Origin of the sequence: Rhizobium cerradonense (assembly GCF_030182455.1) — a bacterium.
Lineage (GTDB): Bacteria > Pseudomonadota > Alphaproteobacteria > Rhizobiales > Rhizobiaceae > Rhizobium.
Genome location: NZ_JAQJCK010000013.1, coordinates 1 through 23,414 on the forward strand (window position 1 = coordinate 1; position 23,414 = coordinate 23,414).

The 23,414-nt window shown below is 60.0% G+C and carries 27 protein-coding genes; 10 read left to right on the forward strand and 17 right to left on the reverse strand.

The window, feature by feature from the left end; translation table 11 throughout:
• The 6 genes from PH547_RS24080 to PH547_RS24105 all read right to left on the reverse strand — a co-directional run.
• The coding region (locus PH547_RS24080) for a DUF2207 domain-containing protein (protein ID WP_285169612.1) at positions 1 to 1,919 on the reverse strand (1,919 nt) is incomplete at its 3' end.
• A 93-nt stretch (positions 1,920 to 2,012) separates the two neighbouring features.
• The gene (locus PH547_RS24085) at positions 2,013 to 3,269 is read right to left on the reverse strand and encodes a 3-phosphoshikimate 1-carboxyvinyltransferase (protein ID WP_104822176.1); all 1,257 of its coding nucleotides are present in this window, start codon (positions 3,267 to 3,269) and stop codon (positions 2,013 to 2,015) included.
• Between the two features lie 87 nt (positions 3,270 to 3,356).
• A complete protein-coding gene (locus PH547_RS24090; RefSeq protein ID WP_104822175.1) occupies positions 3,357 to 3,908 on the reverse strand; it encodes a LemA family protein in 552 nt (183 codons plus the stop codon).
• Between the two features lie 86 nt (positions 3,909 to 3,994).
• The gene (locus tag PH547_RS24095; protein WP_104822174.1) at positions 3,995 to 4,954 is read right to left on the reverse strand and encodes a glycine--tRNA ligase subunit alpha; all 960 of its coding nucleotides are present in this window, start codon (positions 4,952 to 4,954) and stop codon (positions 3,995 to 3,997) included.
• A 119-nt stretch (positions 4,955 to 5,073) separates the two neighbouring features.
• Entirely contained in the window at positions 5,074 to 5,265 is a 192-nt protein-coding gene (locus PH547_RS24100) for a hypothetical protein (protein WP_104822173.1), read from the reverse strand.
• 16 nt (positions 5,266 to 5,281) lie between these two features.
• Positions 5,282 to 6,139: a S49 family peptidase gene (locus PH547_RS24105; protein ID WP_104822172.1), complete on the reverse strand. Its 858-nt coding sequence runs from the start codon at positions 6,137 to 6,139 to the stop codon at positions 5,282 to 5,284.
• A 274-nt stretch (positions 6,140 to 6,413) separates the two neighbouring features.
• On the opposite strand from PH547_RS24105, the gene PH547_RS24110 reads away from it, so the two are divergent.
• The 4 genes from PH547_RS24110 to PH547_RS24125 all read left to right on the forward strand — a co-directional run bounded on the left by PH547_RS24110 (position 6,414) and on the right by PH547_RS24125 (position 9,285).
• Entirely contained in the window at positions 6,414 to 6,593 is a 180-nt protein-coding gene (locus tag PH547_RS24110; RefSeq protein ID WP_104822171.1) for a hypothetical protein, read from the forward strand.
• Positions 6,583 to 7,209 carry a helix-turn-helix domain-containing protein gene (locus PH547_RS24115; protein WP_104822170.1) on the forward strand — a complete coding sequence of 209 codons (627 nt, stop codon included), beginning with the start codon at positions 6,583 to 6,585 and terminating at the stop codon, positions 7,207 to 7,209. Before PH547_RS24110 ends, PH547_RS24115 begins: the two co-directional genes overlap by 11 nt.
• 82 nt (positions 7,210 to 7,291) lie before the next feature.
• Positions 7,292 to 7,681 (forward strand): hypothetical protein, encoded by a 390-nt coding sequence (locus PH547_RS24120; RefSeq protein WP_104822169.1) that lies wholly within the window; start codon positions 7,292 to 7,294, stop codon positions 7,679 to 7,681.
• A 257-nt stretch (positions 7,682 to 7,938) separates the two neighbouring features.
• Entirely contained in the window at positions 7,939 to 9,285 is a 1,347-nt protein-coding gene (locus PH547_RS24125; protein WP_283049389.1) for an Nramp family divalent metal transporter, read from the forward strand.
• 48 nt (positions 9,286 to 9,333) lie between these two features.
• Here PH547_RS24125 and PH547_RS24130 read toward each other — a convergent pair whose 3' ends face one another.
• Both PH547_RS24130 and PH547_RS24135 read right to left on the reverse strand, forming a co-directional pair.
• Positions 9,334 to 10,110, reverse strand: a complete 777-nt coding sequence (locus tag PH547_RS24130) for a tRNA1(Val) (adenine(37)-N6)-methyltransferase (RefSeq protein WP_104822167.1) — start codon at positions 10,108 to 10,110, stop codon at positions 9,334 to 9,336.
• Between the two features lie 8 nt (positions 10,111 to 10,118).
• Positions 10,119 to 10,349: a putative signal transducing protein gene (locus PH547_RS24135; protein ID WP_104822166.1), complete on the reverse strand. Its 231-nt coding sequence runs from the start codon at positions 10,347 to 10,349 to the stop codon at positions 10,119 to 10,121.
• A 108-nt stretch (positions 10,350 to 10,457) separates the two neighbouring features.
• Between PH547_RS24135 and PH547_RS24140 the strand changes: the two genes are divergently transcribed.
• From PH547_RS24140 to moaB, 4 genes are all read left to right on the forward strand, one after another.
• On the forward strand, positions 10,458 to 11,474 hold the full coding sequence (locus PH547_RS24140) for a polyprenyl synthetase family protein (RefSeq protein WP_028750582.1): 1,017 nt from the start codon (positions 10,458 to 10,460) through the stop codon (positions 11,472 to 11,474).
• 121 nt (positions 11,475 to 11,595) lie between these two features.
• A complete protein-coding gene (locus tag PH547_RS24145; protein WP_285169613.1) occupies positions 11,596 to 13,455 on the forward strand; it encodes a tetratricopeptide repeat protein in 1,860 nt (619 codons plus the stop codon).
• Between the two features lie 8 nt (positions 13,456 to 13,463).
• Positions 13,464 to 14,375 carry a 4-(cytidine 5'-diphospho)-2-C-methyl-D-erythritol kinase gene (locus tag PH547_RS24150; RefSeq protein WP_283049383.1) on the forward strand — a complete coding sequence of 304 codons (912 nt, stop codon included), beginning with the start codon at positions 13,464 to 13,466 and terminating at the stop codon, positions 14,373 to 14,375.
• The gene (moaB, locus tag PH547_RS24155) at positions 14,375 to 14,929 is read left to right on the forward strand and encodes a molybdenum cofactor biosynthesis protein B (RefSeq protein ID WP_104822163.1); all 555 of its coding nucleotides are present in this window, start codon (positions 14,375 to 14,377) and stop codon (positions 14,927 to 14,929) included. The genes PH547_RS24150 and moaB overlap by 1 nt, the downstream gene beginning before the upstream one ends.
• 9 nt (positions 14,930 to 14,938) lie before the next feature.
• On the opposite strand, the gene PH547_RS24160 is transcribed toward moaB, so the two are convergent.
• Positions 14,939 to 15,253: a hypothetical protein gene (locus tag PH547_RS24160; protein WP_285169614.1), complete on the reverse strand. Its 315-nt coding sequence runs from the start codon at positions 15,251 to 15,253 to the stop codon at positions 14,939 to 14,941.
• A 178-nt stretch (positions 15,254 to 15,431) separates the two neighbouring features.
• Positions 15,432 to 15,950 carry a glycosyltransferase family protein gene (locus PH547_RS24165; RefSeq protein ID WP_104822161.1) on the reverse strand — a complete coding sequence of 173 codons (519 nt, stop codon included), beginning with the start codon at positions 15,948 to 15,950 and terminating at the stop codon, positions 15,432 to 15,434.
• Between the two features lie 240 nt (positions 15,951 to 16,190).
• On the opposite strand from PH547_RS24165, the gene PH547_RS24170 reads away from it, so the two are divergent.
• On the forward strand, positions 16,191 to 17,348 hold the full coding sequence (locus tag PH547_RS24170) for a PA0069 family radical SAM protein (RefSeq protein WP_285169615.1): 1,158 nt from the start codon (positions 16,191 to 16,193) through the stop codon (positions 17,346 to 17,348).
• A gap of 203 nt (positions 17,349 to 17,551) precedes the next feature.
• Positions 17,552 to 18,211 (forward strand): ribonuclease HII, encoded by a 660-nt coding sequence (locus tag PH547_RS24175; protein ID WP_285169616.1) that lies wholly within the window; start codon positions 17,552 to 17,554, stop codon positions 18,209 to 18,211.
• A 16-nt stretch (positions 18,212 to 18,227) separates the two neighbouring features.
• On the opposite strand, the gene PH547_RS24180 is transcribed toward PH547_RS24175, so the two are convergent.
• From PH547_RS24180 to PH547_RS24210, 7 genes are all read right to left on the reverse strand, one after another.
• The gene (locus tag PH547_RS24180) at positions 18,228 to 19,001 is read right to left on the reverse strand and encodes a phosphotransferase enzyme family protein (RefSeq protein ID WP_285169617.1); all 774 of its coding nucleotides are present in this window, start codon (positions 18,999 to 19,001) and stop codon (positions 18,228 to 18,230) included.
• A gap of 135 nt (positions 19,002 to 19,136) precedes the next feature.
• The gene (locus PH547_RS24185; protein ID WP_283049373.1) at positions 19,137 to 19,628 is read right to left on the reverse strand and encodes a F0F1 ATP synthase subunit B; all 492 of its coding nucleotides are present in this window, start codon (positions 19,626 to 19,628) and stop codon (positions 19,137 to 19,139) included.
• 3 nt (positions 19,629 to 19,631) lie between these two features.
• On the reverse strand, positions 19,632 to 20,225 hold the full coding sequence (locus PH547_RS24190) for a F0F1 ATP synthase subunit B (RefSeq protein WP_104822156.1): 594 nt from the start codon (positions 20,223 to 20,225) through the stop codon (positions 19,632 to 19,634).
• A 79-nt stretch (positions 20,226 to 20,304) separates the two neighbouring features.
• Entirely contained in the window at positions 20,305 to 20,532 is a 228-nt protein-coding gene (locus tag PH547_RS24195) for a F0F1 ATP synthase subunit C (protein WP_028750571.1), read from the reverse strand.
• A gap of 69 nt (positions 20,533 to 20,601) precedes the next feature.
• Positions 20,602 to 21,354: a F0F1 ATP synthase subunit A gene (locus PH547_RS24200; protein WP_104822155.1), complete on the reverse strand. Its 753-nt coding sequence runs from the start codon at positions 21,352 to 21,354 to the stop codon at positions 20,602 to 20,604.
• Positions 21,355 to 21,433: 79 nt separating this feature from the next.
• A complete protein-coding gene (locus tag PH547_RS24205) occupies positions 21,434 to 21,778 on the reverse strand; it encodes an AtpZ/AtpI family protein (RefSeq protein WP_283049371.1) in 345 nt (114 codons plus the stop codon).
• 303 nt (positions 21,779 to 22,081) lie between these two features.
• On the reverse strand, positions 22,082 to 23,260 hold the full coding sequence (locus PH547_RS24210; RefSeq protein ID WP_260303373.1) for a cell wall hydrolase: 1,179 nt from the start codon (positions 23,258 to 23,260) through the stop codon (positions 22,082 to 22,084).
• Positions 23,261 to 23,414 lie beyond the last annotated feature (154 nt).

Consider the following 23,414-nt stretch of genomic DNA (forward strand, 5'->3'; position numbering starts at 1 on the left):
CCACCATCGCGTCCACGATTCCAGCACCCGTATCGAGTTCGTCCCCCGCCGTCGAAGGCGGAGGACGAACTCGATACGGGTGCTGGAATCGTGGACGCGATGGTGGATGCCATGGAGGAGGAGAAATCGCCGATCGTTCCGCCGATATTGCCGGGGTGGAAATCGCCGGAGTACCAGACCGGCGCATAGGCTGCCGCTGCCGCGCCCGCAGCGGTGGCAAGCCATGCCTCGAAGGCACTCGACCAGGGCTTTTCGACGCCGAGCGCGACTGCATAGGGCAGCAGCTTTTCGAAATGCTGCGGCGACATCTGCGGTGCGCCCTGCATGTTCATCCGGTCGCGTTCGGCCAATGTCAGATATTGCCGCAGGCCATCGATACCATCCGTCATCTTGCGTCCGAGCGGCGTCGGCGCGCCCATCAGGAAGAAGAAGACAACATTCAGGGCGAAGATGCCGACGATGCCGGCCACCAGCGGCAGCAAGCCCGCCTCCCATAGTGGCACGACCGCGGCGGCAAAGCCGCTGACGCCAACGGATACGAAGACGAAGCCGAAAAAGGCGAAGATCAAGACCGAAAGAATGCGCCGAGCGAGGCCGGCATCGCGTCTGCGGAACCTGCGACCTATCGAACTGGCGAAGAGCGTCACGAAAATCGACAGCAATCCCGGCACGATGATGAGCGGCAGGGCATTCTCATGCAGGCGCCCGAAGATGACGATGGCAGCCAGGATCAGGATCGACAAGGCGATGCCGGCAATGACGTAGAGTGAATTCGCTTTGTAATATTCACCGCGATGGTCGCGCTCGATCGCGCTACGGAATTTCGAGCCGAGTGTCTGCACCGCCTCGCCGTTTTCCTTGTCGATGACAAGCGGGGAGAATGGCCCGACGGCCTGCATGAGCACTTTGTCGCCGCCGCTGAGATCACTGCCTGCCTTACCGGTTGGGCGGATGACCACTTTTTCCTTCAGGTTGTCGAGAATGACATAGCCGCGCACCGCAAGATCGATCGCCGTCGCCGACAGCGCCGTCCATCCGGAGCGGACGAAACCCCGGTTGTCGATATAATTGACCAGCGCCGGCGAAATACCTTCTGGCGGATCCCAGCGCGGGACCATGACGCCGGGTGGAGGGTCGCGGCCGACTGCAATCCAGCTCCGCATGTAATAGGCAAACAGCAGGATCAACCCGCCAATGGCGATGGTCGTATCGAGATGATCCCGAAAGAACCAGCCCCATTGCTGGCTGGCACTCGGCGGCTCGATCGCCCCCTTCGCGAGCTTGATGGCGATCGTCAGGCCTTCGGCTATGGCAAGCGGCCGGGTCGTGACGAAGGTGACGATGTTGGCCTGCGCGCTGGTGCTGGCGTTCTTGCCGTTGGCGCCGAGCGGCCCGGTGAAGACGGCTAGCTGCTGAGGCTCCACGCCATCGGGCAATGTGACGATCGCCTTGGCATTGAGGATCTGGAACTGCCAGCCATTGCCGGTGACGTTCCAATAAAGCTCGTCATGATCGTCAAAATAGCGCATCTGACGATTGGTATCATACGTGATGCGGAACGTGTGCGGACCTGGGTTAAGGCTTTGGTCGGCCTTGCCGATATAGATGCGCTCGCCGCCCTTGATGCGCTCGCTGTGCCAATCCTCCGGCTGCCCGTCGCGCTCGACGGAAACGACCTTGAAATCCACCTCGTTCTCGCGACCGTTGGCATCGGTGAATGTCAGCGGAAAATCCCGGAAGATGCCACGGCGGATGGCACGGCCTTCCGCATTCACCGAAATCGTCTCGACGACCCGCATGGAGCCGTCGCGGTGCAGGGCGATTGCCTGATCGAAATTGGTGATGAGTTCGGCCGCCGTTACTGTCGTTGCGCAAAGCAGCAGGCACAAAGCCAGGAAAAACCCGCAAAGCCGTGTCATCACTCCCCCAAGAGATACCTGCAGCGCCGTTACCGGCGCCGCTTCGCGTCAAGAATGTTTCCGCGCCCAGGCCTCTCTTGAGATGGCAGAGCGTCAGTCTTCGTAGGCAACACCCAGCGAAGCCAGCACGTTCCAATAGGACGGGAAGGTCTTGGCGACGCAATCGGGGTCGAGAATGGTGATGCCGCCGATTTTCAGACCGGCCAGGGCGAAGCTCATGGCGATGCGGTGATCCGCGAAGCTGTCGATCTCGGCCGGCAGGACTTTACCGACCAGGCTTGGATCGGAAGCGACGATAAGATCGTCCCCCTCTTCCGTGCCGAGATTCGGAACGATACGCGACAGGCCGCTCGACAGCGCCCGGATACGGTCGCATTCCTTGACGCGCAGGTTCTCGATGCCGACGAACCGCACCGGCGTCTCGTTGAAGGCGGCGAGAACGGCGAGCGTCGGGATAGCGTCCTGCATCTGCGAGCCGTCGATGACGGCAGGAAGATGCGGGAACTTCGAAATCAGATCATAGGCACGCGCATCCGGCTGCGAGAACTCCGTCGCCGGCGTGCCGAGATCGATCTTGCCGCCGCTCAGCACTTCGGCTGCCCAGAGATAGGTTGCGGCGGAGGCATCCGGCTCGATCAGGAAATCGGCCGCATGATAGCCGGTGGGCTCGACGCGCCAGGCGACCGGGCTGACACGCTCCACCTTGGCGCCGAAGGCGCGCATGGCTGCAACCGTCAGATCGATATAGCCGAGAGCGCCGATATGTTCGCCAAGCAGCTCGACATCGACCGGACGGTCGCCGCCGGCGGCCATCATCAGCAGCGCCGAGACATATTGGCTGGACAGGCCGCCATCGATCTCAACACGGCTCGCCTCGAAGCGGCCGGTGCCGTTGATGGTCACGGGTGGGCAGCCGGTTTCCGCCGAAGCATCGATACCGAGAGAGCGGAGCGCATCGACCAGCGGGCCGATCGGTCGTTTGCGCATGTGGGCGTCACCATCGACGACAACCTTGCCGTCGACCAACGCAGCAGCAGCCGTCAGGAAGCGTGTCGCCGTGCCGGCATTGCCGAGGAAAAGCGGTGCAGCCGGCGGCTGGAGCTTGCCGCTGCCGGTGACGATGAAAGTCGTGTCGTCGGGCTCATCGATCGTCACGCCCATGGCACGAAGCGCTTCGGCCATATAGCGCGTGTCGTCGCTCTTGAGCGCACCGGTCAGCCGGCTGGTTCCCTTGGCGAGGCCGGCGAGCAGCAGCGCCCGGTTGGTGATCGACTTCGATCCCGGAGGCATGGCACGTCCGGTCAAAGGCTTGCCCGGCGGGATAATCGTGAGTTTGGCTCTACCCATCATCAATCTCTTTGGTCAGTCCAGAAAGCGGCCAACGGCCTGCGGTCGGCTTCCTTTACCGCCTGGAATGCAAAACCGATAGGAGGAATTTTAGAACTTGACGGACGGAACGGCGCGATCCGCCTCGTTGGTGATTTCGAAGAAGGCGCGCTTGCTGAAACCGAAGGGGCCGGCGAGCAGATTGTTGGGAAAGCTCTCGACCTTGACGTTGAGATCGCGGGCCGCACCGTTGTAGTAGCGCCGCGACATCTGGATTTCGCCTTCGATACCTTCGAGAGAGCGCTGTAATTCGAGGAAATTCGTGTTGGCCTTCAGATCGGGATAGGCTTCGGCAAGCGCGATCACACGGCCAAGGGCCTGTGAAAGCAGGCCTTCCACCTGGCCGCGGGCTGCAATATCGCCCGACGGCACCGCCTGCGCCTTGTTGCGCAGCTCCACGACCTCATCCAACGTCTGACGCTCATGGGCGGCATAGCCCTTCACGGTTTCGATCAGATTGGGGATCAGATCGGCGCGGCGCTTCAACTGCACGTCGATACCAGACCACGCCTCCTCGGCCACCTGTCGGGCACGAACGAGGCCGTTATAAACGAAAATAGCGTAAAGTGCGGCCAGTATGATGACCGCCAAAATAATATACATGGCGAACCCCCGCTGGGACTACAATCGAGGGTACACTATGCGGCTTCGCGGATGTTGTCATCCGCTTTCGCTATTCCGCCAATGTCTTACGCTGCCTGCTTGCCCCAGTTCGCACCGCCGGCATCCGTGAGCAGGAAGGCTTCCCCACAGGCTTTCGCCAAGGTGCGGACGCGCAGGATATAGCTCTGGCGTTCGGTGACAGAGATCACGCCGCGCGCATCGAGCAGATTGAAGACGTGGCTGGCCTTGATGCACTGGTCGTAAGCCGGGAAGACACATTTGTGCAGGAGCTGATTGGCATTGTCGCCCGGCGCACCGGCAGCGAGCAGCGCCTGGCATTCCTTCTCGGCGTCGATGAAATGGCGGTGCAGCATTTCCGTGTTGGCATATTCGAAGTTATGCCGGGAGTATTCCTGCTCGGCCTGCAGGAAGACATCGCCATAGGTGATCTTCTCGTCACCTTCGAGACCGTTGAAATTCAGGTCGTAGACGCTGTCGACGCCCTGGACATAAGTGGCAAGACGCTCAAGCCCATAGGTCAGCTCGCCGGCAACCGGCGCGCATTCGATCCCGCAAATCTGCTGGAAATAGGTGAACTGCGACACTTCCATGCCATCGCACCAGCATTCCCAGCCGAGGCCCCAGGCACCGAGCGTCGGACTTTCCCAATCGTCTTCCACGAAACGGATGTCATGCAGAAGCGGATCGAGACCAATCGCCGCCAGCGAGCCGAGATAGAGCTCCTGCAGGTTCGGCGGATTGGGCTTCAGGATGACCTGATATTGGTAATAGTGCTGCATCCGGTTGGGATTTTCGCCGTAGCGTCCATCGGACGGACGGCGCGACGGCTGCACATAGGCAGCTTTCCACGGCTTCGGGCCGAGCGCGCGCAGGGTAGTCGCCGGATGAAACGTGCCGGCACCGACTTCCATGTCGTAGGGCTGCAGAACCGCACAACCCTTGTCGGCCCAATAATTGTGCAGCGTCAGGATCAACGCCTGGAACGAGCGCTTCGGATTCATGTTATCGGGCGGGGTCGCGGTCATGGAGATCAGCTACTATCTGCTTGGTGTACGTTGGCGCGACAGGTGCCACGATGGAAGACAAGGGTCAAGAGATGACGTATCGATAGGAAGTTTGCGTCCGAATGATTTCGGTTTCGCTATCATTCATCTTCCCGCTTCACCCGATACTCGCCCGTCTTCGGGTCCTTCACCAGCGTTCCGATGGCGCCCGTGCGCCGTTCGCTTTCGGCGCGGCGTGATTTCTCGGTGAGTTTTCGGGCGTCGCGCAGGAAGCGTCGATAAAGAAGCCAAATACCGCCGACAGCAACGATGAAGAAGATGATCTGCGGCATCACGCAGCGCTCCCGATTACAATCCGTACCGCCCCCACAATGCCTTTTCCTCTGCCACCTCTGCAAGTCCGGAGGCAAGGCCGGCGCCGATGCCGTCCATGCCTGAAAGGGAAATGCCCGGTGCGCGACGGCCGAAGAGGCTGCGAGGCGTGGTGACCAGCTCGAGCTTGATCTTGTCGCCGAAACGCTTCTTCAGCTCCTGGCGCATATCACCGAGCCCGTCGATGAGGCCGAGTTCCAGACCGCGACCGCCGGTCCAGAAGAGGCCGGAGAATACGACCTCATCCGCCGCCAGCTTACTTGCCCGGCGTTCGCGCACCATGTCGATGAAGACCTTGTGAATCTCCAATTGCAGGCTCTTCAGATACTCGATGTCCTTTTCCTTCTCCGGCTGGAACGGATCGAGGATCACCTTGTTTTCGCCGGCTGTATAGACGCGGCGCTCGACACCGAGCTTCTTCAAAAGCTCCGGAAAACCGAAGCCGCCGGAGACGACGCCGATGGAACCAACGATGGAGGTGGCATCGGCAATGATCTCATCGCCGGCGAGCGCGATCATATAGCCGCCGGATGCCGCCACATCCTCGACGAAAACCAGCACCTTCTTCTCTTTCTCGCGGGCAAGATCGCGGATGCGGTTATAGATCATCCGCGATTGCACCGGCGAACCGCCGGGAGAATTGATGACGAGCGCGACGGCCGGGGCTGCCTTCATGCCGAAGGCCTTTTCCAGCGCCTGAGACACGCCCGCAAGATTGAGCGATTGCCGGAGGGGGCCGCCGGAGGCGATGACACCACTCAGCCGGACGACAGGAATGACCACCTTTTCCTTGCGAAACCGCTTCGGAAGCATGCGCCTAAAAAATCCAGCCATTCGTCATCCCTGATTCATGATGTTTGCTGCAGGTGATGTATGCATGGAAACGGCAAACGCAACATCCATCATTGCATTTCGCGCCCGGTTCCCTGCCTGGCCGCCATGTTTTTTTGCCGATCAGCAGAGGGACGAAGGAAGAGAGGACGGGCTTTCGCTGCAAGAACGGCAGCCGGGAAAAACATTTCTCCGTGTCCGTCAAGATTGGGCGCCGCTCCCTCTACATTAGTCGATCAAAAAAATAGATTTATGGGACTGTGATCAGGAGTTCCGTATGTCCGGCCAGGCTGCCAACGTCATCGATTTCCAAGCTTATCGCGATGCCCGCGCCAAAAGTGCGCCGATACAGCAGGTTCCCGTTTCCGCATGGCCCGCGCAGCCTTTCCTGATGTGGATTCCTTTCATGGGTTTCGTCCCGGTGATGCCGCTTGGTAATCCAAGCTATGGCGCTTGAATCGGTCGAACCCCTGCATGTGGTCTCAAGAGCCGAGACAGTCGACGAAATCTCGGCATTGACCGGCCAGAATCTTCGCCGGTTGCGCACGCGCCGCGGCTATTCGCTGGATCGGCTGGCAAAAATCTCCGGCGTCAGCCGCGCCATGCTTGGTCAGATCGAAACCGGCAAAAGCAGCCCGACGATCAGCATCCTCTGGAAGATTGCCGCAGCGCTGGATGTCCCCTGCGGCTTCCTGATCGCTGAGCCGCACGACACCACCTCGCTGCAGGTGCTGACCCACGCCAAGACGAAGGTCCTGTCCGCCTCCGAAGGCAAATTCCAGACGCGGGCGCTCTTTCCCTATGAAAGCGAACGCAAGGTCGAATTTTACGAGCTGCGTATCGCGCCCTATCATACGGAGACCGCCGAGGCGCATCATCATGGCACGATCGAGAACCTTGTCGTCTCGCGCGGCACGGTGGAAATCGTCGCGGGCAAACACCCGCCGCAACTCCTTGGCGAAGGCGACGCCGCAATCTTCGACGCCGATGTCGCCCATAGCTACCGCAATATGACCAGCAGCGAAGCCGTGCTCTATCTTGTCACCACCTATGTCGAGGAAGTCCGGGGCTAAGATGCCGCGAATAAAAAGAGGCCGCCCTTGCGGACGGCCGGAGGCAGATGGAGGTCTGCTTGTTATTCCTGGTTGCGACCGGATGAATCAGGCCGCTTCCATCGTGCAGCACATCATCATGTTGCCGCACATCATCATCATCGGCATGCCCGACGACATCATGGACATCATGCGCTTGCAGCATTCCATGAACATGTCCTTGTCCATGCCTTCCATCGGCATCATCTCGCAAACCATGCCCTTCGGCGTCATTTTGCACGTCATCTTGCTCATCATCATCTGCATCATGGGCATCATCATGCCATTCATCATCGGCATGCCGCCCATCATGGGGTTCATCATCGGCATCATCATGCCGTTCATCATCGGGTTCATCATGCCACCCATCATCGGATTCATCATCGGCATCATGTTCATGGCGGGGTTCATATCGGTCATCTCCGGTGCTCAGCCGCGTTTCGGCTCTCGATGAGAGTTTGGATAGAAGAACCAAAAATAGCGTTCAATATAAAAAATTGTTCCTATTATCTTTCCTCCAACAGAATGGAGATGCATCCGCCGCAATATGAAACAATCGTCACTATCGCGGATTTTTCTCCGCTATTACGGATTGCAGGAATGCCACAGCCGAGGCGAATGCGAGCGGGAATGGTTTTTCCTGTTGCGAATGAATTGCATTATCATTCTAAACCGCATACCTCTCGCAGTATCGAAGCCTGCGGAAGCCCCATGGATCTTATGAAACCCAAGCCCGATGCCGGCTGGCGCCATGACCGACAAGAGGCCACTCTTTCCGATGTTTATCGCTCGGTCGAAACCGCCAAGGGCGGCTCGGTGCTGCGTCGCGTCGCCGCTTTCGCAGGTCCGGGCTATCTTGTCGCGGTCGGCTATATGGACCCCGGCAACTGGGCGACCTCGCTCGCCGGCGGATCGAAATTCGGCTATGCCCTGCTGACCGTCGCATTGCTGTCCAACATCATGGCCGTTGTGCTGCAGGCGCTCTGTGCGCGTCTCGCAATCGCCACCGGCCGCGATCTGGCTCAAGCCTGCCGGGACGCCTATCCGCGCTACGTCTCAGTGCCGCTGTGGGCAATGGCGGAGATTGCCATCATCGCGACGGATATCGCAGAAGTCGTCGGCACCGCCATCGGCCTCAATCTCGTTTTCGGCCTGCCGCTCGAACTCGGCGTGCTGGTCACCGCCTTCGACGTGTTTCTCATTCTTTTCCTTCAGCGGCTGGGCTTTCGCTGGGTAGAGGCGCTGATCATCACCCTGCTCGGCGTCATCGCCTTCTGTTTCGGCATCCAGCTCTTCCTTGCCGATCCCAATTGGGGCGAGGTCATCAAGGGCTTCTTCCCGACGACCGAGATCGTCCGGGATCCGAACATGCTCTATCTCGCGCTCGGCATCCTCGGCGCGACGGTCATGCCGCACAATCTCTATCTGCATTCCGGCATTGTGCAGACGCGTGCCTTCGGCCATACGCTGCCGGAAAAGAAAGAGGCGCTGACCTATGCCACGATCGATTCGACCGTTGCACTAACCTTCGCCCTGCTCATCAACGCTTCCATCCTCATTCTCGCCGGCGCGGCGTTTCACGCGCATGGCCACACCGATGTCGTGGAACTCGCTCAGGCGGAATCGCTGCTGGCTCCGCTTCTCGGCCTGGCGATCGCGCCGACACTGTTCGGGATCGCGCTTCTCTGTTGCGGCCTCAACTCCACGGTGACGGCAACGCTTGCCGGGCAGATCGTCATGGAAGGTTTTCTGCGGCTCAAGGTGAAACCGTGGCTGCGCCGCATCGTGACGCGCGGACTGGCGATCGCTCCGGCCGGGGTCGTCACCATATGGTACGGCGATTCCGGTACGGCGGATCTGCTGATCTTGACCCAGGTCGTGCTCAGCCTGCAACTTTCCTTTGCCGTCTTCCCGTTGGTCATGTTCACCGCCGACAAGACCAAAATGGGCGATCTCGTCGCGCCGCGCTGGCTAAGCACCGTCGCCTATATCATCGCCTTCGCCATCGCGGTCCTGAACGTCAAGCTGATCTTCGATGCGTTCCAAGGCATGGCCTGATTTCCGACGACCTGGTCGAAAACCGCGTCATGCTTGCGGGACGGCACACTACTTTCGGGAATAGGCGGCGCGGCCATTGTTGAGGTCGTCGACGAAGTCGGAGAATTTGTGCGTCCCCTCGCCATGCATGATCAGCGGCGCCCGCAGCGCCAGCCGCGCCCGTGAGCCCTTGATCGCCGTCACCAGGATGCGAACGGCGTTTTCACCGTCCCGCGGATGGATGGGCGTGATCTCGATACCGCCGAACCGACGGCCGCAAGCGGCGATGATCTCGCCGATCGATTGTGGCCGGGCGATCAACGACAGTTGACCGCCGGGAATCATGATCGCGCCTGCCGTTCGCACCCATCTTTCGAACAGGCCATCGGTCATGGCATGCGCCTGCGCTTTCAACGCATCCGGTGTCAGCCTGTCGCTGGCATCGTTGAAGGGCGGGTTCATAATGACATGATGGAAGCTGTCATCGATCAGGCCGGCGTCGTTGCGGGCCTTCGCGGTCAGGGTCACATCGGCCTCGACAACAGCGACACGGCCGGCGAAGCGGGCATTTTCCGAAAGCGCCAGGCTCTTGCGGGCGAACTCGGCCATTTCCGGCGAGCGCTCGAACAGCACCACCTCCGCCCGTTCAAGCCGGGAGGCCACGGCCATGCCGGCTGCGCCCGCCCCCGCACCGAGATCGGCCACCCTTATGCTGCGGTCATCGGCCACGAGAGCAGCGAGCAACATGGCGTCCATGCCGGAGCGATGGCCCCTGCCCTTCGGCTGGACGATATGGAACCCGCCGCGATGGAAGGCGTCGATGGTTTCGGAAAGGTCATCGGCCATGACGAACCTCAGCCGCGCGCTGGGCGCAGCTCGTCGCCGAGGCCGGCATCGATGAGAATGCGCCGGGCCTGATCGGCGCGCTCATCCTCGACCATGAAACGACGCGGCAGCATGCCGAGCGAGCCCTCGAGAACACTCATGGCCTGATCTGCGACGAAGCAATGAATCCCGGCGTCCTTCATCAGGCTCTCGGCGAAGGAGAGTAAAACGGGATCATTGGTGCGTATCAGCTCGTGCATAAGCCTTGGGTTTCCTGTCAAATTTGCGAGACGAGACAAATCGCCTCTTGCCGCCTCTTTCGCCCCTTCTTATTGTGCTTTGCAGAAAATGAACAGGAGTCCGGATCGTTGGGCGTCGTGATACCGCTTGAAGAAAGCAAGAATAAACTGGCCTCCATCAAGCCATTGGTGGACCTGACCAAGGCGGATATGGAACGCGTCAACCAGCTCATCCTGTCGAAAGCCGGCTCCGATGTGCAGATGATCCCCGAAGTTGCCGAGCACCTGATCTCTTCCGGCGGCAAGCGCCTGCGGCCGATGCTGACCATCGCCTCGGCCGCGCTCTATGGCTACCAGGGCGACAATCACATCAAGCTCGCCACCTCAGTCGAATTCCTGCACACGGCGACATTGTTGCACGATGACGTGGTGGACGAAAGCGATCTGCGCCGCGGCAAGTCCACCGCCCGCATGATCTGGGGCAACCAGGCAAGCGTCCTTGTCGGTGATTTCCTGCTCGGCCAGGCTTTCCGCATGATGGTCGAGGTCGGCTCGCTCGATGCTCTCGACGTCCTGTCCTCGGCTGCCTGCGTCATCGCCGAAGGCGAAGTGCTGCAGCTCTCCGTTTCCAAGAACATGGAAACGACGGAAGACGATTATCTCTCCGTCATCCGCGCCAAGACGGCGGCGCTGTTTGCCGCCGCCGCCGAAGTCGGACCGATCGTCGCCAATGCCGGCAAGGCCGAGCGCAATGCGCTGAAGTCCTACGGCACCAATCTCGGCCTCGCCTTCCAACTGGTCGACGACGCGCTGGACTACGGCGGCAAGGCCGCCGATCTCGGCAAGAATGTCGGCGACGATTTCCGCGAGGGCAAGATCACGCTTCCGGTCATTCTCGCCTATCGCCGCGGCACCGAAAAAGAGCGCGCTTTCTGGCGCGACGCGATCGAGACCGGCAACAACAGCGACGAGAACCTGGAAAAGGCGTTGGGTCTGATCACCAAATATGGTGCGCTCACCGACACCATCGCCCGTGCCGTTCATTACGGCACCATCGCCCGCGACGCCCTAGCGCCGCTACCGGAAACGCCGTGGAAATCCGCGCTCATGGAAGTGATCGATTTCTGCATCGAACGCGTGAACTAATCGCCGCCGGCCGAATTTCTTGCAGGAGCGCTTCAAAAAAGCCATCCTGTTGTGAATCAATTGACACGAACGCGTGCCGCCGGCGCTCTCACCGGCAAATCCCTTGATGAAAGGCTTACTAATGCGGCAGAGACTTGCCATTCGTTTCCTCTCGGGCGCAGCCCTGGCGGCGATCCTCTCGATGGCCGCGTTGAACAGCGCGCGCGCGGTGGATGCCCCGGCAACGCCGGAGGCCAGCGCCCCGGTGACCTTCGATGCGGAAAATGTCGATACCTTCGCAGGCGCCTTCCTTGCTGCCCGTACCGCCGATGTAGACCATGACTATGAGACCGCGATTTCGCTTTATAAAAAGGCGCTGATGATCGAACCGGGTAACCCGGAGATCCGCCAGCGGCTGATGATCTCTTTGCTGCTCAACGGTAATCTCGAAGAGGGTGTGAAGTACGCCAACGAACTGAAGAACGATCCCTCAGTCGAACGTGTCACCACGATCGTACGCGGCATGGATGCCATCCGCCGGCATGACTACAAGGCTGCGCAGGACATTCTCAAATATGACGGCCCGAACGATCTCGACCGCATGATGGCCGGTCTTCTGCTGGCCTGGGCCCGCGCCGGTTCCAACCATGGCAAGGAAGCGATTGCCATGATCGACAAGATGAAGGGGCCGGATTGGTTCAACATCTTCAAGAACTACCATGCCGGTGCCATTGCCATCACCATTGGCGATACGAAGTCCGCCCGCTCGCACCTGAACGACGCCATTCTCGACAAGGCGGGCGGCGCAACGGCCCCCGACACATTCATGCGCGCCGTGATGGCGCTTGCCGCGCTTGAAGCCAAAGCCGGCGACAAGCAGAAGGCGTTGGATGCCGTTTCGGTCGGCGACAATCTCATCAACAATTACGCGCCACTGAACGCGCTGCGCGACAGCATCAACAAGGGCCAAACGCCGGACCAGCAAGTGACCGACAGCACGCAGGGTGCAGCCTCGGTTCTCTTTACCGTCGGCGCGGCGCTCAACCGCGACGGCGCTGAAGATGTCGTTTCGCTTTATCTGCAGATCGCCAATACGCTCGATCCCAAGAGTGCCGACACGCTGGTTCTGCTTGGCGGACTTGCGGAAAAGCAGGAGCAGATGGACCGCGCCATCTCCTTCTACAAGAAGGTGCCCAATAACTCGCCGATGGCCCGCATCTCCGAACTGCAGCTCGGCCTTGCGCTCGCCCAGTCCGGCAAGGTCGACGATGCGCGCAAGCATCTGAAGGCGCTGATCGATTCCGACCCCAACGATATCCGCAGCTATCTCGCCTATGGCAGCGTCCTCTCGGACGCCAAGGATTTCCAGGGCATGGCGGATAATTACGATAAGGCCGCGGAAGTCATCGGCGCCGTGCCGAATCGCGGCGACTGGGCCGTGTTCTTCCAGCGCGGCATCGCCTATGAGCGGCTGAAGAAGTGGGACAAGGCCGAGCCGAATTTCAAGAAGGCGCTGGAGCTGAACCCCGACCAGCCGCAGGTTCTGAACTATCTCGGCTACTCCTGGGTCGATATGAACATGAACCTCGACCAGGGTCTGAACATGATCAAGAAGGCTGTCGATCTGAAGCCGGATGACGGCTACATCGTCGATTCGCTCGGCTGGGCCTATTTCCGCCTCAACCGCTTCGACGATGCGGTGAACGAGCTGGAGCGTGCCGCGCAGTTGAAGGCCGGCGATCCCACGATCAACGACCACCTGGGCGATGCCTATTGGCGCGTCAACCGCAAGCTGGAGGCGGTTTATCAGTGGAACCGCGCTCTGGCCTCCAAGCCCGAGGACGTGGATATTCCGAGGATCAAGGAGAAGATCGCCAACGGTCTGCCGGCGCTCGACAACGATCCAAGGACGGTCGACAAGACCAAGCAGCCTGATCCGGCTCCGGCGGTCACCCCATCGCCCAACACGACAACGCCACCACCGGCCGATAAGAAGTCCTAAGACGTTCGATGACGGTGATCTTTGCGGCTGACGATTTCGACGTCACGGAAGAGGCGCCCGCCAAAATCAATCTGGCCCTGCATGTGACGGGCCGGCGGGCCGATGGGTATCATCTGCTCGACATGCTCGTTACTTTTGCGCGGCATGGCGATTGTTTAGGTTTTCGCGCAAGCGAGCGTGACGAATTCAGCCTGTCCGGGCGCTTCTCCCCTCTTCTTACCGATGGGGATGCCGGCGGCAATCTGGTGCTGAAGGCACGCGATCTGCTGCGGCAGGCGGCTCGTGCCGCGGGTTTCGAAGCGCCGCCCGTCCACATCCATCTCGAAAAGAACCTTCCCGTCGCCTCCGGCATCGGCGGTGGCTCGGCGGATGCGGCGGCGACCCTGCGTGGGCTGATGCGGCTCTGGGGGCTCGCCTTGCCTTCCGATGAGGTGACGGCGATTGCACTGAAGCTCGGCGCCGATGTGCCAATGTGCCTGGCCAGCCGCCCGCTGATCGCACGCGGCATCGGCGAAGTGATCGAACTTCTGCCGGACTTTCCATCTTTTGCTATGGTGCTCGGCAATCCCCTCGTCGGCGTTTCGACGCCGGAGGTGTTTCGCATGCTGGCCCGAAAGGACAATCCGCCATTCGTACTCCCCTTGCAGGCAACAAATGGCCGCATGCAATGGATCGAGACCATTGAGGGGTTGCGCAACGATCTGGAGCCGCCGGCACGAATGCTCTGCAACGAAATCGCCACGCTCTCGCAATTGATCGAGAGCCAAGGGGCGCTCGCCACACGCATGTCCGGCTCAGGCGCCACCTGCTTCGGCCTGTTCGATAACCTCGAGCGGGCGACAGCGGCGGCGGCATCGCTTCACAGCTTAAGGCCGGACTGGTATTTCCAGGCGACGGAAACGATCAAGGGAGGCGCGTGATGACCGGTTCAAGTGAAGCAAGGTCCTTCATCCCCGTCGGCATCGCGGTGCTGACCGTTTCCGATACGCGCACGCTCGCCGACGACAAGTCCGGCGATACGCTGGTTGCCCGTATCGCGGAAGCCGGTCATAGGTTGGCTGCGCGCGCCATCGTTCCCGACGACAAGAAGCGTATTCGAAGCCAGGTGGAGGCCTGGACGCAGGACGAAACCATCGACGTCGTCATCACCACCGGCGGCACCGGCTTTACCGGCCGCGATGTCACGCCCGAAGCGCTGGAGCCCTTGTTCGAAAAGCGGATGGACGGGTTTTCCGAGGTGTTCCATCGCATCTCCTACGACAAGATCGGCACGGCGACGATCCAGTCGCGTGCAACCGGCGGCGTTGCCAACGCCACCTTCATCTTCGTGCTGCCGGGCTCCCCTGGCGCCTGCAAGGATGCCTGGGACGGCATTTTAAAGGCGCAACTCGACTACCGCCATATGCCCTGCAATTTCGTGGAGATCATGCCGCGGCTCGATGAACATCTAAAGCGCGGTGCCGGCTCAAAATAAGCTGGCGCTTTATGCCTTCGATCCAGGCAAGGCAGGAATTGATTCCCAATTCTGACCCGTGAGGATCACGCAGCTTCGGCCGGAGACACCGGTGATCATCATTGTCCAACTGCCGCTTTCAGCAGCGAAGACCTCGATAATATTCCTCGGATCGAGCTGACCAATGGCCGAGAGCTTTTCGGAATAGTGCGCTTCCAGGAAAGCGACCATATCGGCGCGCTCAGCGCATGCGAACATCGCTTGCGAAGCTGCAGTACTCGGATGAAGGATTGTCGTTGCCACAAGGGCCGTTCCGATGAGGCGGCAGAGCATCGTGCGTCCCATGACGCACCTCCTTTCGCCGGAAATCCGGCGGAAGAGGAGAGTTCCGCTGACCTGCTCTGCCGCATACCGGCATCTTCATGGTCGGCCGCCTGACGCGACACGCGAGACGTGCCGCCATATGAAAATTATGACAGAAATTCTCTTATTTTCAAATGGAATCTGGATTGATTACAATGCGCTACCGTGCCGCGCGTGCGACCCAAGAGGGAATCAGCTCGCTCGACAGTTGGCGGCTCTTTTGCCCCCTGGCGAATTCGGCAAGCCGCATGCCCGTTTTGGCGGCGGCGATGGCCTGTCGCTTGGAGAGGAGCAAACCCAGTTCCAGAGGCGGCAGGCTGCGACCGATGCGCTGGAACAAAGGCCGTCGATAACCCCGCGAGGCGGTGAAGCGCGCCGGCACCTTATTCAGCGAGACATATTCGGCAATCTCATCGATCCAGCCGGCTTGCGGGCGGGCGCCGGGCTCGACGAAAAGCAGCCATTCGCCGCGCGCCGAATGCAGTATGTCTTTGATATCCCACTGGGAATAGAAACGGCAGCCGGCAGCGTCGGCCACATGCGAGGTGCCATCACGCGAGCCATGATCGAGCACGACGACGTCGCACACCAAACCTTCGATCGCGCCCGCTACCAGGGCCGCCAATGTCTGCGCCAGCTCAGGTTCTTGATCCTGGCATTCGATGATTACTGTCAACATTGCCCATTTATAGAGCGCCGCACAATTTATTGCCAGCACATAACCCGTTAAACCCGAAGGTTTAGACAAGGCTTATGTGCAGGTTCACAATGCCACCGGGACCTCTGCTCGTCGGCATGGACACGCTGCGCGGCGGAGCGTAATCGCGCATTTTGTTCTTGCAATGTTCTCGTTTGTCGGATAGGAATTTAATCATCTTAGACGCGGCATGCGATGCCATGAACCGCCCCGGAGTTACCGATGAACGAGCAGTCCCTTGCAGGGCAGGTCGCATTTGCGCCTGCCAATACGGCAGATGTTGCCAATGCTTTGATCGCCGACACCGGTCTCAGAGTCGAGATCGACCGCCGGCGCGGTCGCGGCGCCGGGCTGAACCCGAGCGGCCGATTCGAACCGCTGCGACGTGAGACATTCGATGACGGCTGGCAAACACTCGAAGAACTGCCGCCCTTCAAAACCGAAGTCCAGGTGGAGAAGCCGCGTACGGCAATCACACGCAACGAATCGCCCGATATATCCTTCGATCGTTCCATCAATCCCTATCGTGGCTGCGAGCATGGCTGCATCTATTGTTTCGCACGGCCGACGCATGCCTATATGGGCCTGTCGGCGGGACTCGATTTCGAATCGAAGCTCTTCGCCAAGCCGGACGCGGCGCGGCTTCTGGAACGGGAGCTGGCCAAGCCCGGCTACAAGCCGCGCGTCATCGCCATCGGCACCAATACTGATCCCTATCAGCCGATCGAGAAGGAATGGCGCATCATGCGGCAGATTCTCGAAGTGCTGAACAAGGCAAACCATCCGGTTGCGATCGTCACCAAGTCAGCGCTGATCATGCGCGATATCGATATTCTCCAAGAGATGGCCGCCAAGAACCTGGTTCGGGTCGGTATTTCCGTGACCACGCTCGACCGCAAGCTGGCGCGCACCATGGAACCGCGCGCGGCGACGCCGCAGCGGCGGCTGGAGGCGATACGGGTGCTCAGCGAAGCCGGTATCCAGACTGCAGTCATGGTGGCGCCGATCATTCCGGCGCTCAACGACCACGAAATCGAACGCATTCTCGACGCCAGCAAGGCCGCCGGCGCCATGGAAGCAACCTATGTCATCCTGCGCCTGCCGCTGGAGGTCAGCCCGCTCTTCCGCGACTGGCTGCTGCAGAACTATCCGGATCGCTACCGCCATGTCATGTCGCTGATCCGCTCAATGCGCGGCGGCAAGGATTACGATGCCGAGTTCGGCAAACGCATGAAGGGCGCAGGCCCCTATGCCTGGCAGATCAGCCGCCGTTTCGAAATGGCGACCAAGCGGCTGGAGCTCACCCGCCGCAGTATCGCATTGCGAGACGACCTGTTTGTGCCGCCGGATGGCAGCGGCGTGCAGCTATCGCTGCTTTGAGCGGTTCAGCTTTCGCGGAATCTTAGAACCGCTCTATCTTTTTGTTTTTTCGCAATTCCGGACGGAAAGCGGCTCACGCACTTTTCCTGGAATTGCTCTGACCCTTTCCCGCGGGTTTCCCTGCCCGCCGGAAGAGCCCCCTGGTTCGCCGCCTTGATCCACCGGGGGCTTGCAGGAGATCGGATGGTGTGCGAGCTTGCCGCATGCCACGCAGCACACCATCCGATTCTCCCATGCTTTTCGACGAGGGCCCGATCGTTCCAACCTTCGAGTTGGAGCTGATTGCCCGCCGCGCTGGACACTGGCCTGTCGCAGGTGCCGATGAAGCCGGGCGCGGGCCTCTTGCAGGTCCAGTCGTCGCGGCCGCAGTCATTCTCGATCCGGAACGCATTCCCGAGGGATTGAACGATTCCAAGCAGCTTTCGGCCATCAGGCGCGAGGCGCTGTTTGTCGAAATCCTCTCGACCGCGACCGTCTCCATTGCTTCTTCGAGTGCGGCCCGTATCGATATCACTGATATTCGCAAGGCGAGCCTTGATGCCATGCGTCGTGCCATATGCAGCCTGGCCATACCGGCAAGCTACGTCCTGACGGATGGGCTGGACGTGCCTGGCGGCCTCGCTTGCCCGGGAAAAGCCGTGGTCAAGGGCGATGCCCGCTCCTTTTCCATTGCCGCAGCCTCGATCGTCGCCAAGGTGACGCGCGACCGGATGATGGCCCGCGCCGGAGATGTCTTCCCCGCATACGGCTTTGCCGCCCATGTCGGCTACGGGACGCCTGAGCACCGCGCCGGCATCGAGAAGCACGGCCCCTGCTCGCTACATCGCATGAGTTTCCGGCCGCTCCGACGGGATGAAGCCTGACAGCCGCGAGTTCTCGTTATCCTGCGAGGCAGGCCATGATCTCGCTTCGGTGCTCGCTGATATAGGCAACATCGCGCCGGTAGATATCAGCATGGCCCTCTTCAATGTTGCGGCGATATCTTTCCACACCATTGGCCGCCTCGCTTTCCATGAAGCCGACCAAGGCATTCAGACGGTCAATGATCATGCCCGGCAAGACCGATCGTTGCTCCGATGGCAAGCCGTAGGCATCAAGAAAACTGCAAGCGCGGAGGATTTGCGTATCGAGCCCGCTGAGATCTTTGACCGCGACACCGGCGGACAGAGGCGCCCAGCGATAGATGGCGTAAGCGAGATCCCAGCAACGCGGGCCGGGATGGGCCGTCTCGAAGTCGATGATACCCGTCGCCTCGCTGCCGGTGAGAACAACATTATAGGGCGCGAAATCGCCATGGCAGATCACCTCGAACGGCGGCCGCGGCGACAATTGCCATTTCTGGTCCTCCAGCATCGGCCGCATCAACAGAGCGGTGCAATCGTGATAGCGCCGCAGCAGGCGCGCCGCCGACAGCAGAGCTTCCATCGACCTCATATTCTCATTGTCGTCCAGATCACCCGTCTCTCCCGGAAGAAAGCTCACCCTCTCCCACGCCGCGTCATGTCCGGCTGATAATGGCGCATTGGTAAAGCCATGGGTTTGAAGTGCAGTGAGCAGGGCGTGAACACTCGCTGTCCACGGGCGGGTGGGCCGATAGATGAGATCACCCTGGCGAAATGGTCCCTCGCCGCTCTCCCCGTTCGGTATCACCATTTCTCCCCTAAAACGAGGTCGAAATCTAATTTAGATCCGGAGCCGCCGTCAAATGTCACCGTCGCCGAGCGATGCCTTTAAAAACAAAAAGCCCAGCCGAAGCCGGGCTTTTCCAAAGATCGATTGCTTGCGCGCTCAGTTCAACCGCGACTTCACTTCGCCAACGGCGTTGCTGAAGAGTTCGGATTGAACCTGGCCGTCGGCCTTCTTGGCGAGCACGGATTCAGCAGCAGCGATGGCCAGATCGACGGCGGCGGAACGGACCGCCTTCATCGCATCGGCTTCCGCCTGCTTGATCTTCTGCTCGGAAAGCGCCGTACGGTTGGCGACGAATTCCTCCGTCTTCTTGCGAGCTTCCGTCGTCAGCATTTCAGCTTCGCGTTCGGCGGCCGCAACGATATGGGCTGCCTCGGCTTCGGCTTCCTTCCGCTTGCGCTGGTATTCAGCCAGAAGATGCTGGGCTTCTTCACGCAGGCGCTTGGCTTCAGCCAGATCGTTACGGATCTGATCGGCGCGGTCGTCCAGCGACTTGGCCATCATGCCCGGCACCTTCAGATAGACGATGAGGCCGAGGAAGATGATGAGAGCGACGAATGCAAAGAAAGTTTCGTCGAGACCGAATTCCATGGATCAACCCTCCCGCTTGGCGGATGCTTCGGCGACAGCCGAAGCGACGTCTGCCTGGCCGGCGACGTTGCCGACGAGCTGCTCGACAACGGCAGCGGCCGTTTCTTCAGCAATGGCGCCGACATCGCCGAAGGCTTTCGCCTTGATCTCGCTGATACGGACCTCAGCGGCCTTCAGCTTTTCCGAAAGGCTTGCTTCGATCGCCTTGCGATCTTCCTCAGCCTTTGCCTTGGCGGCGTCGCGGGCGGTGGCGCCGATCGAATTTGCCTTGGCGCGCGCTGCGGCCAATTCGCTTTCGTAGGTCGCAACGGCAGCATCGGCTTCGGCCTTCAGACGCGAGGCTTCGTCGATATCCTGGGCGATGCGATCGTGCCGGCTTTCCAGAATGCCGCCGACGCGCGGAATAACGATCTTCTGCATGGCCACGTAGAAGATGACGAAGGTGATCACCAGCCAAAGGAGCTGTGACGGATACGTCGTATGGTCAAACGGCGGGAATACGCCTGCGTGATGGCCCTGATCGGGCGCACCCGTCTCCGTATGCACCGCGCCGGCTGCCGGCGGTGCTTCTTCAGCATATGCCGGGGTCACAAACATGCTCACCTCCAGGTGGTCTGCAAATACAAAGAATCACGGCCCGCTGTCCCGCGAACCGTGATCTATCATGCCGTTGATATCAGACGGCGAAGAGCAGGAGGAGAGCGATGAGCAGCGAGAAGATGCCCAGAGCTTCCGTAACGGCGAAGCCGAATACCAGACGGCCGAACTGGCTGTCAGCGGCAGACGGATTGCGAAGTGCGCCGGACAGGTAGCTGCCGAAGATGTTGCCGAGGCCGAGAGCCGTACCGGCCATACCAAAGCAAGCCAGACCTGCGCCGATGAACTTTGCTGCTTCCGCTTCCATGTTGAACTCCTTTGAAATGGTTGTTGCGGCGAATGACTGACGCCCTGCAGACGTCAATGTCGGTAATCCTTAGTGGCCACCCGGATGGATTGCGTCATTGAGGTACATGCAAGTCAGCACCGCAAAGACGTAAGCCTGGAGGAAGGCGACGAGGAACTCGAGACCGGTCAGGGCGACGGTCATGATCAGGGGAAGAATGGCGCCGCCGATGCCAAGCGCACCAAGGGCTCCGAGCGAGGCAACGAAGCCTGCGAACACCTTAAGCGTGATATGGCCTGCCAGCATGTTGGCGAAAAGACGAACAGAGAGTGAAATGGGCCGCGACAGGAAGGAGATGATTTCGATGATCACCACCAGCGGCAGAAGAATGCCGGGAACGCCCTGCGGCACGAAGAGCTTGAAAAAGCCGAAGCCATGCTTGATGACGCCGTAGAGAATGACCGTCAGGATGACCAGAAGCGCCAGTGCAAACGTGACGATGATTTGGCTGGTGACGGTGAAGAAATAGGGAACCATGCCAAGCAGGTTCGCCGTCAGCACGAACATGAAGAGTGAGAAGACCAGCGGGAAGAACTTCATCCCCTTGGTTCCCGCCCCTTCTTTCAGCATCGAGGCGATGAACTCATAAGACATCTCCGCCACCGACTGGGCGCGGCTCGGAATGACGCTGCGATGCGAGGTGGCGAAATAGAGGAAGCCGGCAGAGATAACTGCCGAGGCAACCATGAACAGCGAAGCATTGGTGAACGAAAAATCAATTCCGCCGATATCGATCGGGATAATCTTGAAGATCAGGAACTGATGGGTAGGTCCGTTTGCCACCGCTTGTTCTCTTTCATTTTCCCGCTCGTCAAAGCGGATGCCTCTCACCAGGAAACTGCACCGTAGCGCCGCTTCCGCCTCATTTCTTATCTAGCCCGTGCTTTTCAAGCATCGGTGTCGCCACCTTGCCTGCAGAGCGCAGAACATTCAGAACGCCGGCACAAAATCCGAGAAGCAGAAGAATAATCATGCCCCACGGCGTCGTGCCGACAAAACGGTCGAAGAAATAGCCCAGAACAGCGCCAACGATGATGGCAGCGATGAATTCACTAGAAAGCTTCATCGCCTCGGCATAGCCTTTGCGGCTCTCCTCGGCGCGAACCTCCCCTCGTTCATCCTCTCCCAACGCAGAACGCTTGCTCGCCAGCTCGGCTTCCAATTGCTCTCGTCGCTTTTCCAGACCTTCGTCGCGGTCATCCACCATGGTGATGTCCTCCCATTTTCGTTGCGCGCTATCCCATTACCCCGGTCAACGCATAAACGAACGGCAGGTTTCGCCACCTTTTCGGCCCGTTTGAAGTCGCGCGCAACATAGTTTTAGGAAAAAGCATAGTCAAGGCGTAGACGTCATCTGTCCAGCCATAAATTAGCCGAATTAAATCATAATCTTAGGGCGAATATGCGATGCCGGCGTAAAACTGAGCCGAAGAATCCTCTTCAGGCCGGGTTTTTCTGTGGCCTTTTTATCGCTCACTGGGCCGGATCAGTCCCGCCGCGCAATCGACCGTCAGCTCCAGCCGCCGCCATAGGTCCGATAGAAGATGTGCATGCCGATGCGGCCGACTTTCACCATCTCGGCCGCCCATTTCGGCCGGACGTAGACGGCGTGATAGTGCGTGGCGGAACCGACTTCCGGCAGCCAGATTTTGCCAGCGGTCACCGCCATGGCGACCTGGCGGGCGACTTTCCAATGTTCGGGCGAATTGACCCGATCCTTGACGTTGTCGCAGGCAAAGGAGAACTGGCATGCATTACGCCAATCGTCGTTCTGATAGACGACGCCGCAAATGGTTTTCGGATAGGCTGGGTTGCGGACGCGGTTGAGGATGACCTGCGCGACGGCCGCCTGCCCCTTCACCGATTCCCCACGCGCTTCAAAATAGATGCCGGTGGCAAGGCATTGCTGTTCGTCCGAGGAAAAGACCGAGGGCGGCAGAACATTCGCGGCCCAGGCGTGATCCTGAGGACCGATCTGCGGTACGAAACGGCCTGCGTTGTCCTGATCCTTGGCAAGAATCGAATCAAAGGGCGAGACACGGGCGTAGTCCGGTGGCGGCGACGCATAGGCGGCAGCGAGCACATCGGCATCCTGGCTTGTTACCAGGCTCGCAAGATAGGACGGCACGCTATGGTCCGGCTTCTGCGGCTCCTTTCGATAGAAGGCCGTCGCGATCTGAATTTCCTTGCCGCCGATCTTCGGCTTCAGGAAAGCGGTCTTGTCCTTGGTATCCAGTTCGGGCCGCAACAGCATGCTTTCACGCTGCAGCACGGAACCAGCGGAAAAATCCTTGGGCGGCTGCATCGGCGCGACGGCGACTATCCTGCCCTTCTTGTCCTGGCGATTGATGCGGTCTTCGTCCGGCCTGGGATCGCTGCCCTTTTCTTCCGACCGGAACGCAACGCGGCGGCCATCGGGCAGGACGAGACCGGCGTCGCCAATGGCAGCAGCGGTCGAGGCGTCGCCGAAGGCAAGCTCGGCCTGATGAGTCGAACCTGCCGGTGAATTGGTAATGACCATCCGCCAGTTGCTGCTCCCCCTGTCGATGCCCGCCAGCAGACCGGCAAGATCGGCATAGGCCGCCGTCGACGGAAAGATCAGCCATGCGCAAAGCCCGAAGACGGCTGGCGAAGTCCAGTTTTTCGGCACGAGGCCATACTTGCGGGGGACACGACTCGGACGAGACAATACCGGACTCCAAACGGCACTCGGGATAGGAGCCGAAATAATCTCGCATTAACCTTGATGGATGGTTAATTCTGACCGCCGCTCGGTGATGCATCTATTCATGAACCTACAAGCAAAAGGCCCCGCGGATATCCACGGGGCCTTCGATGCAAGC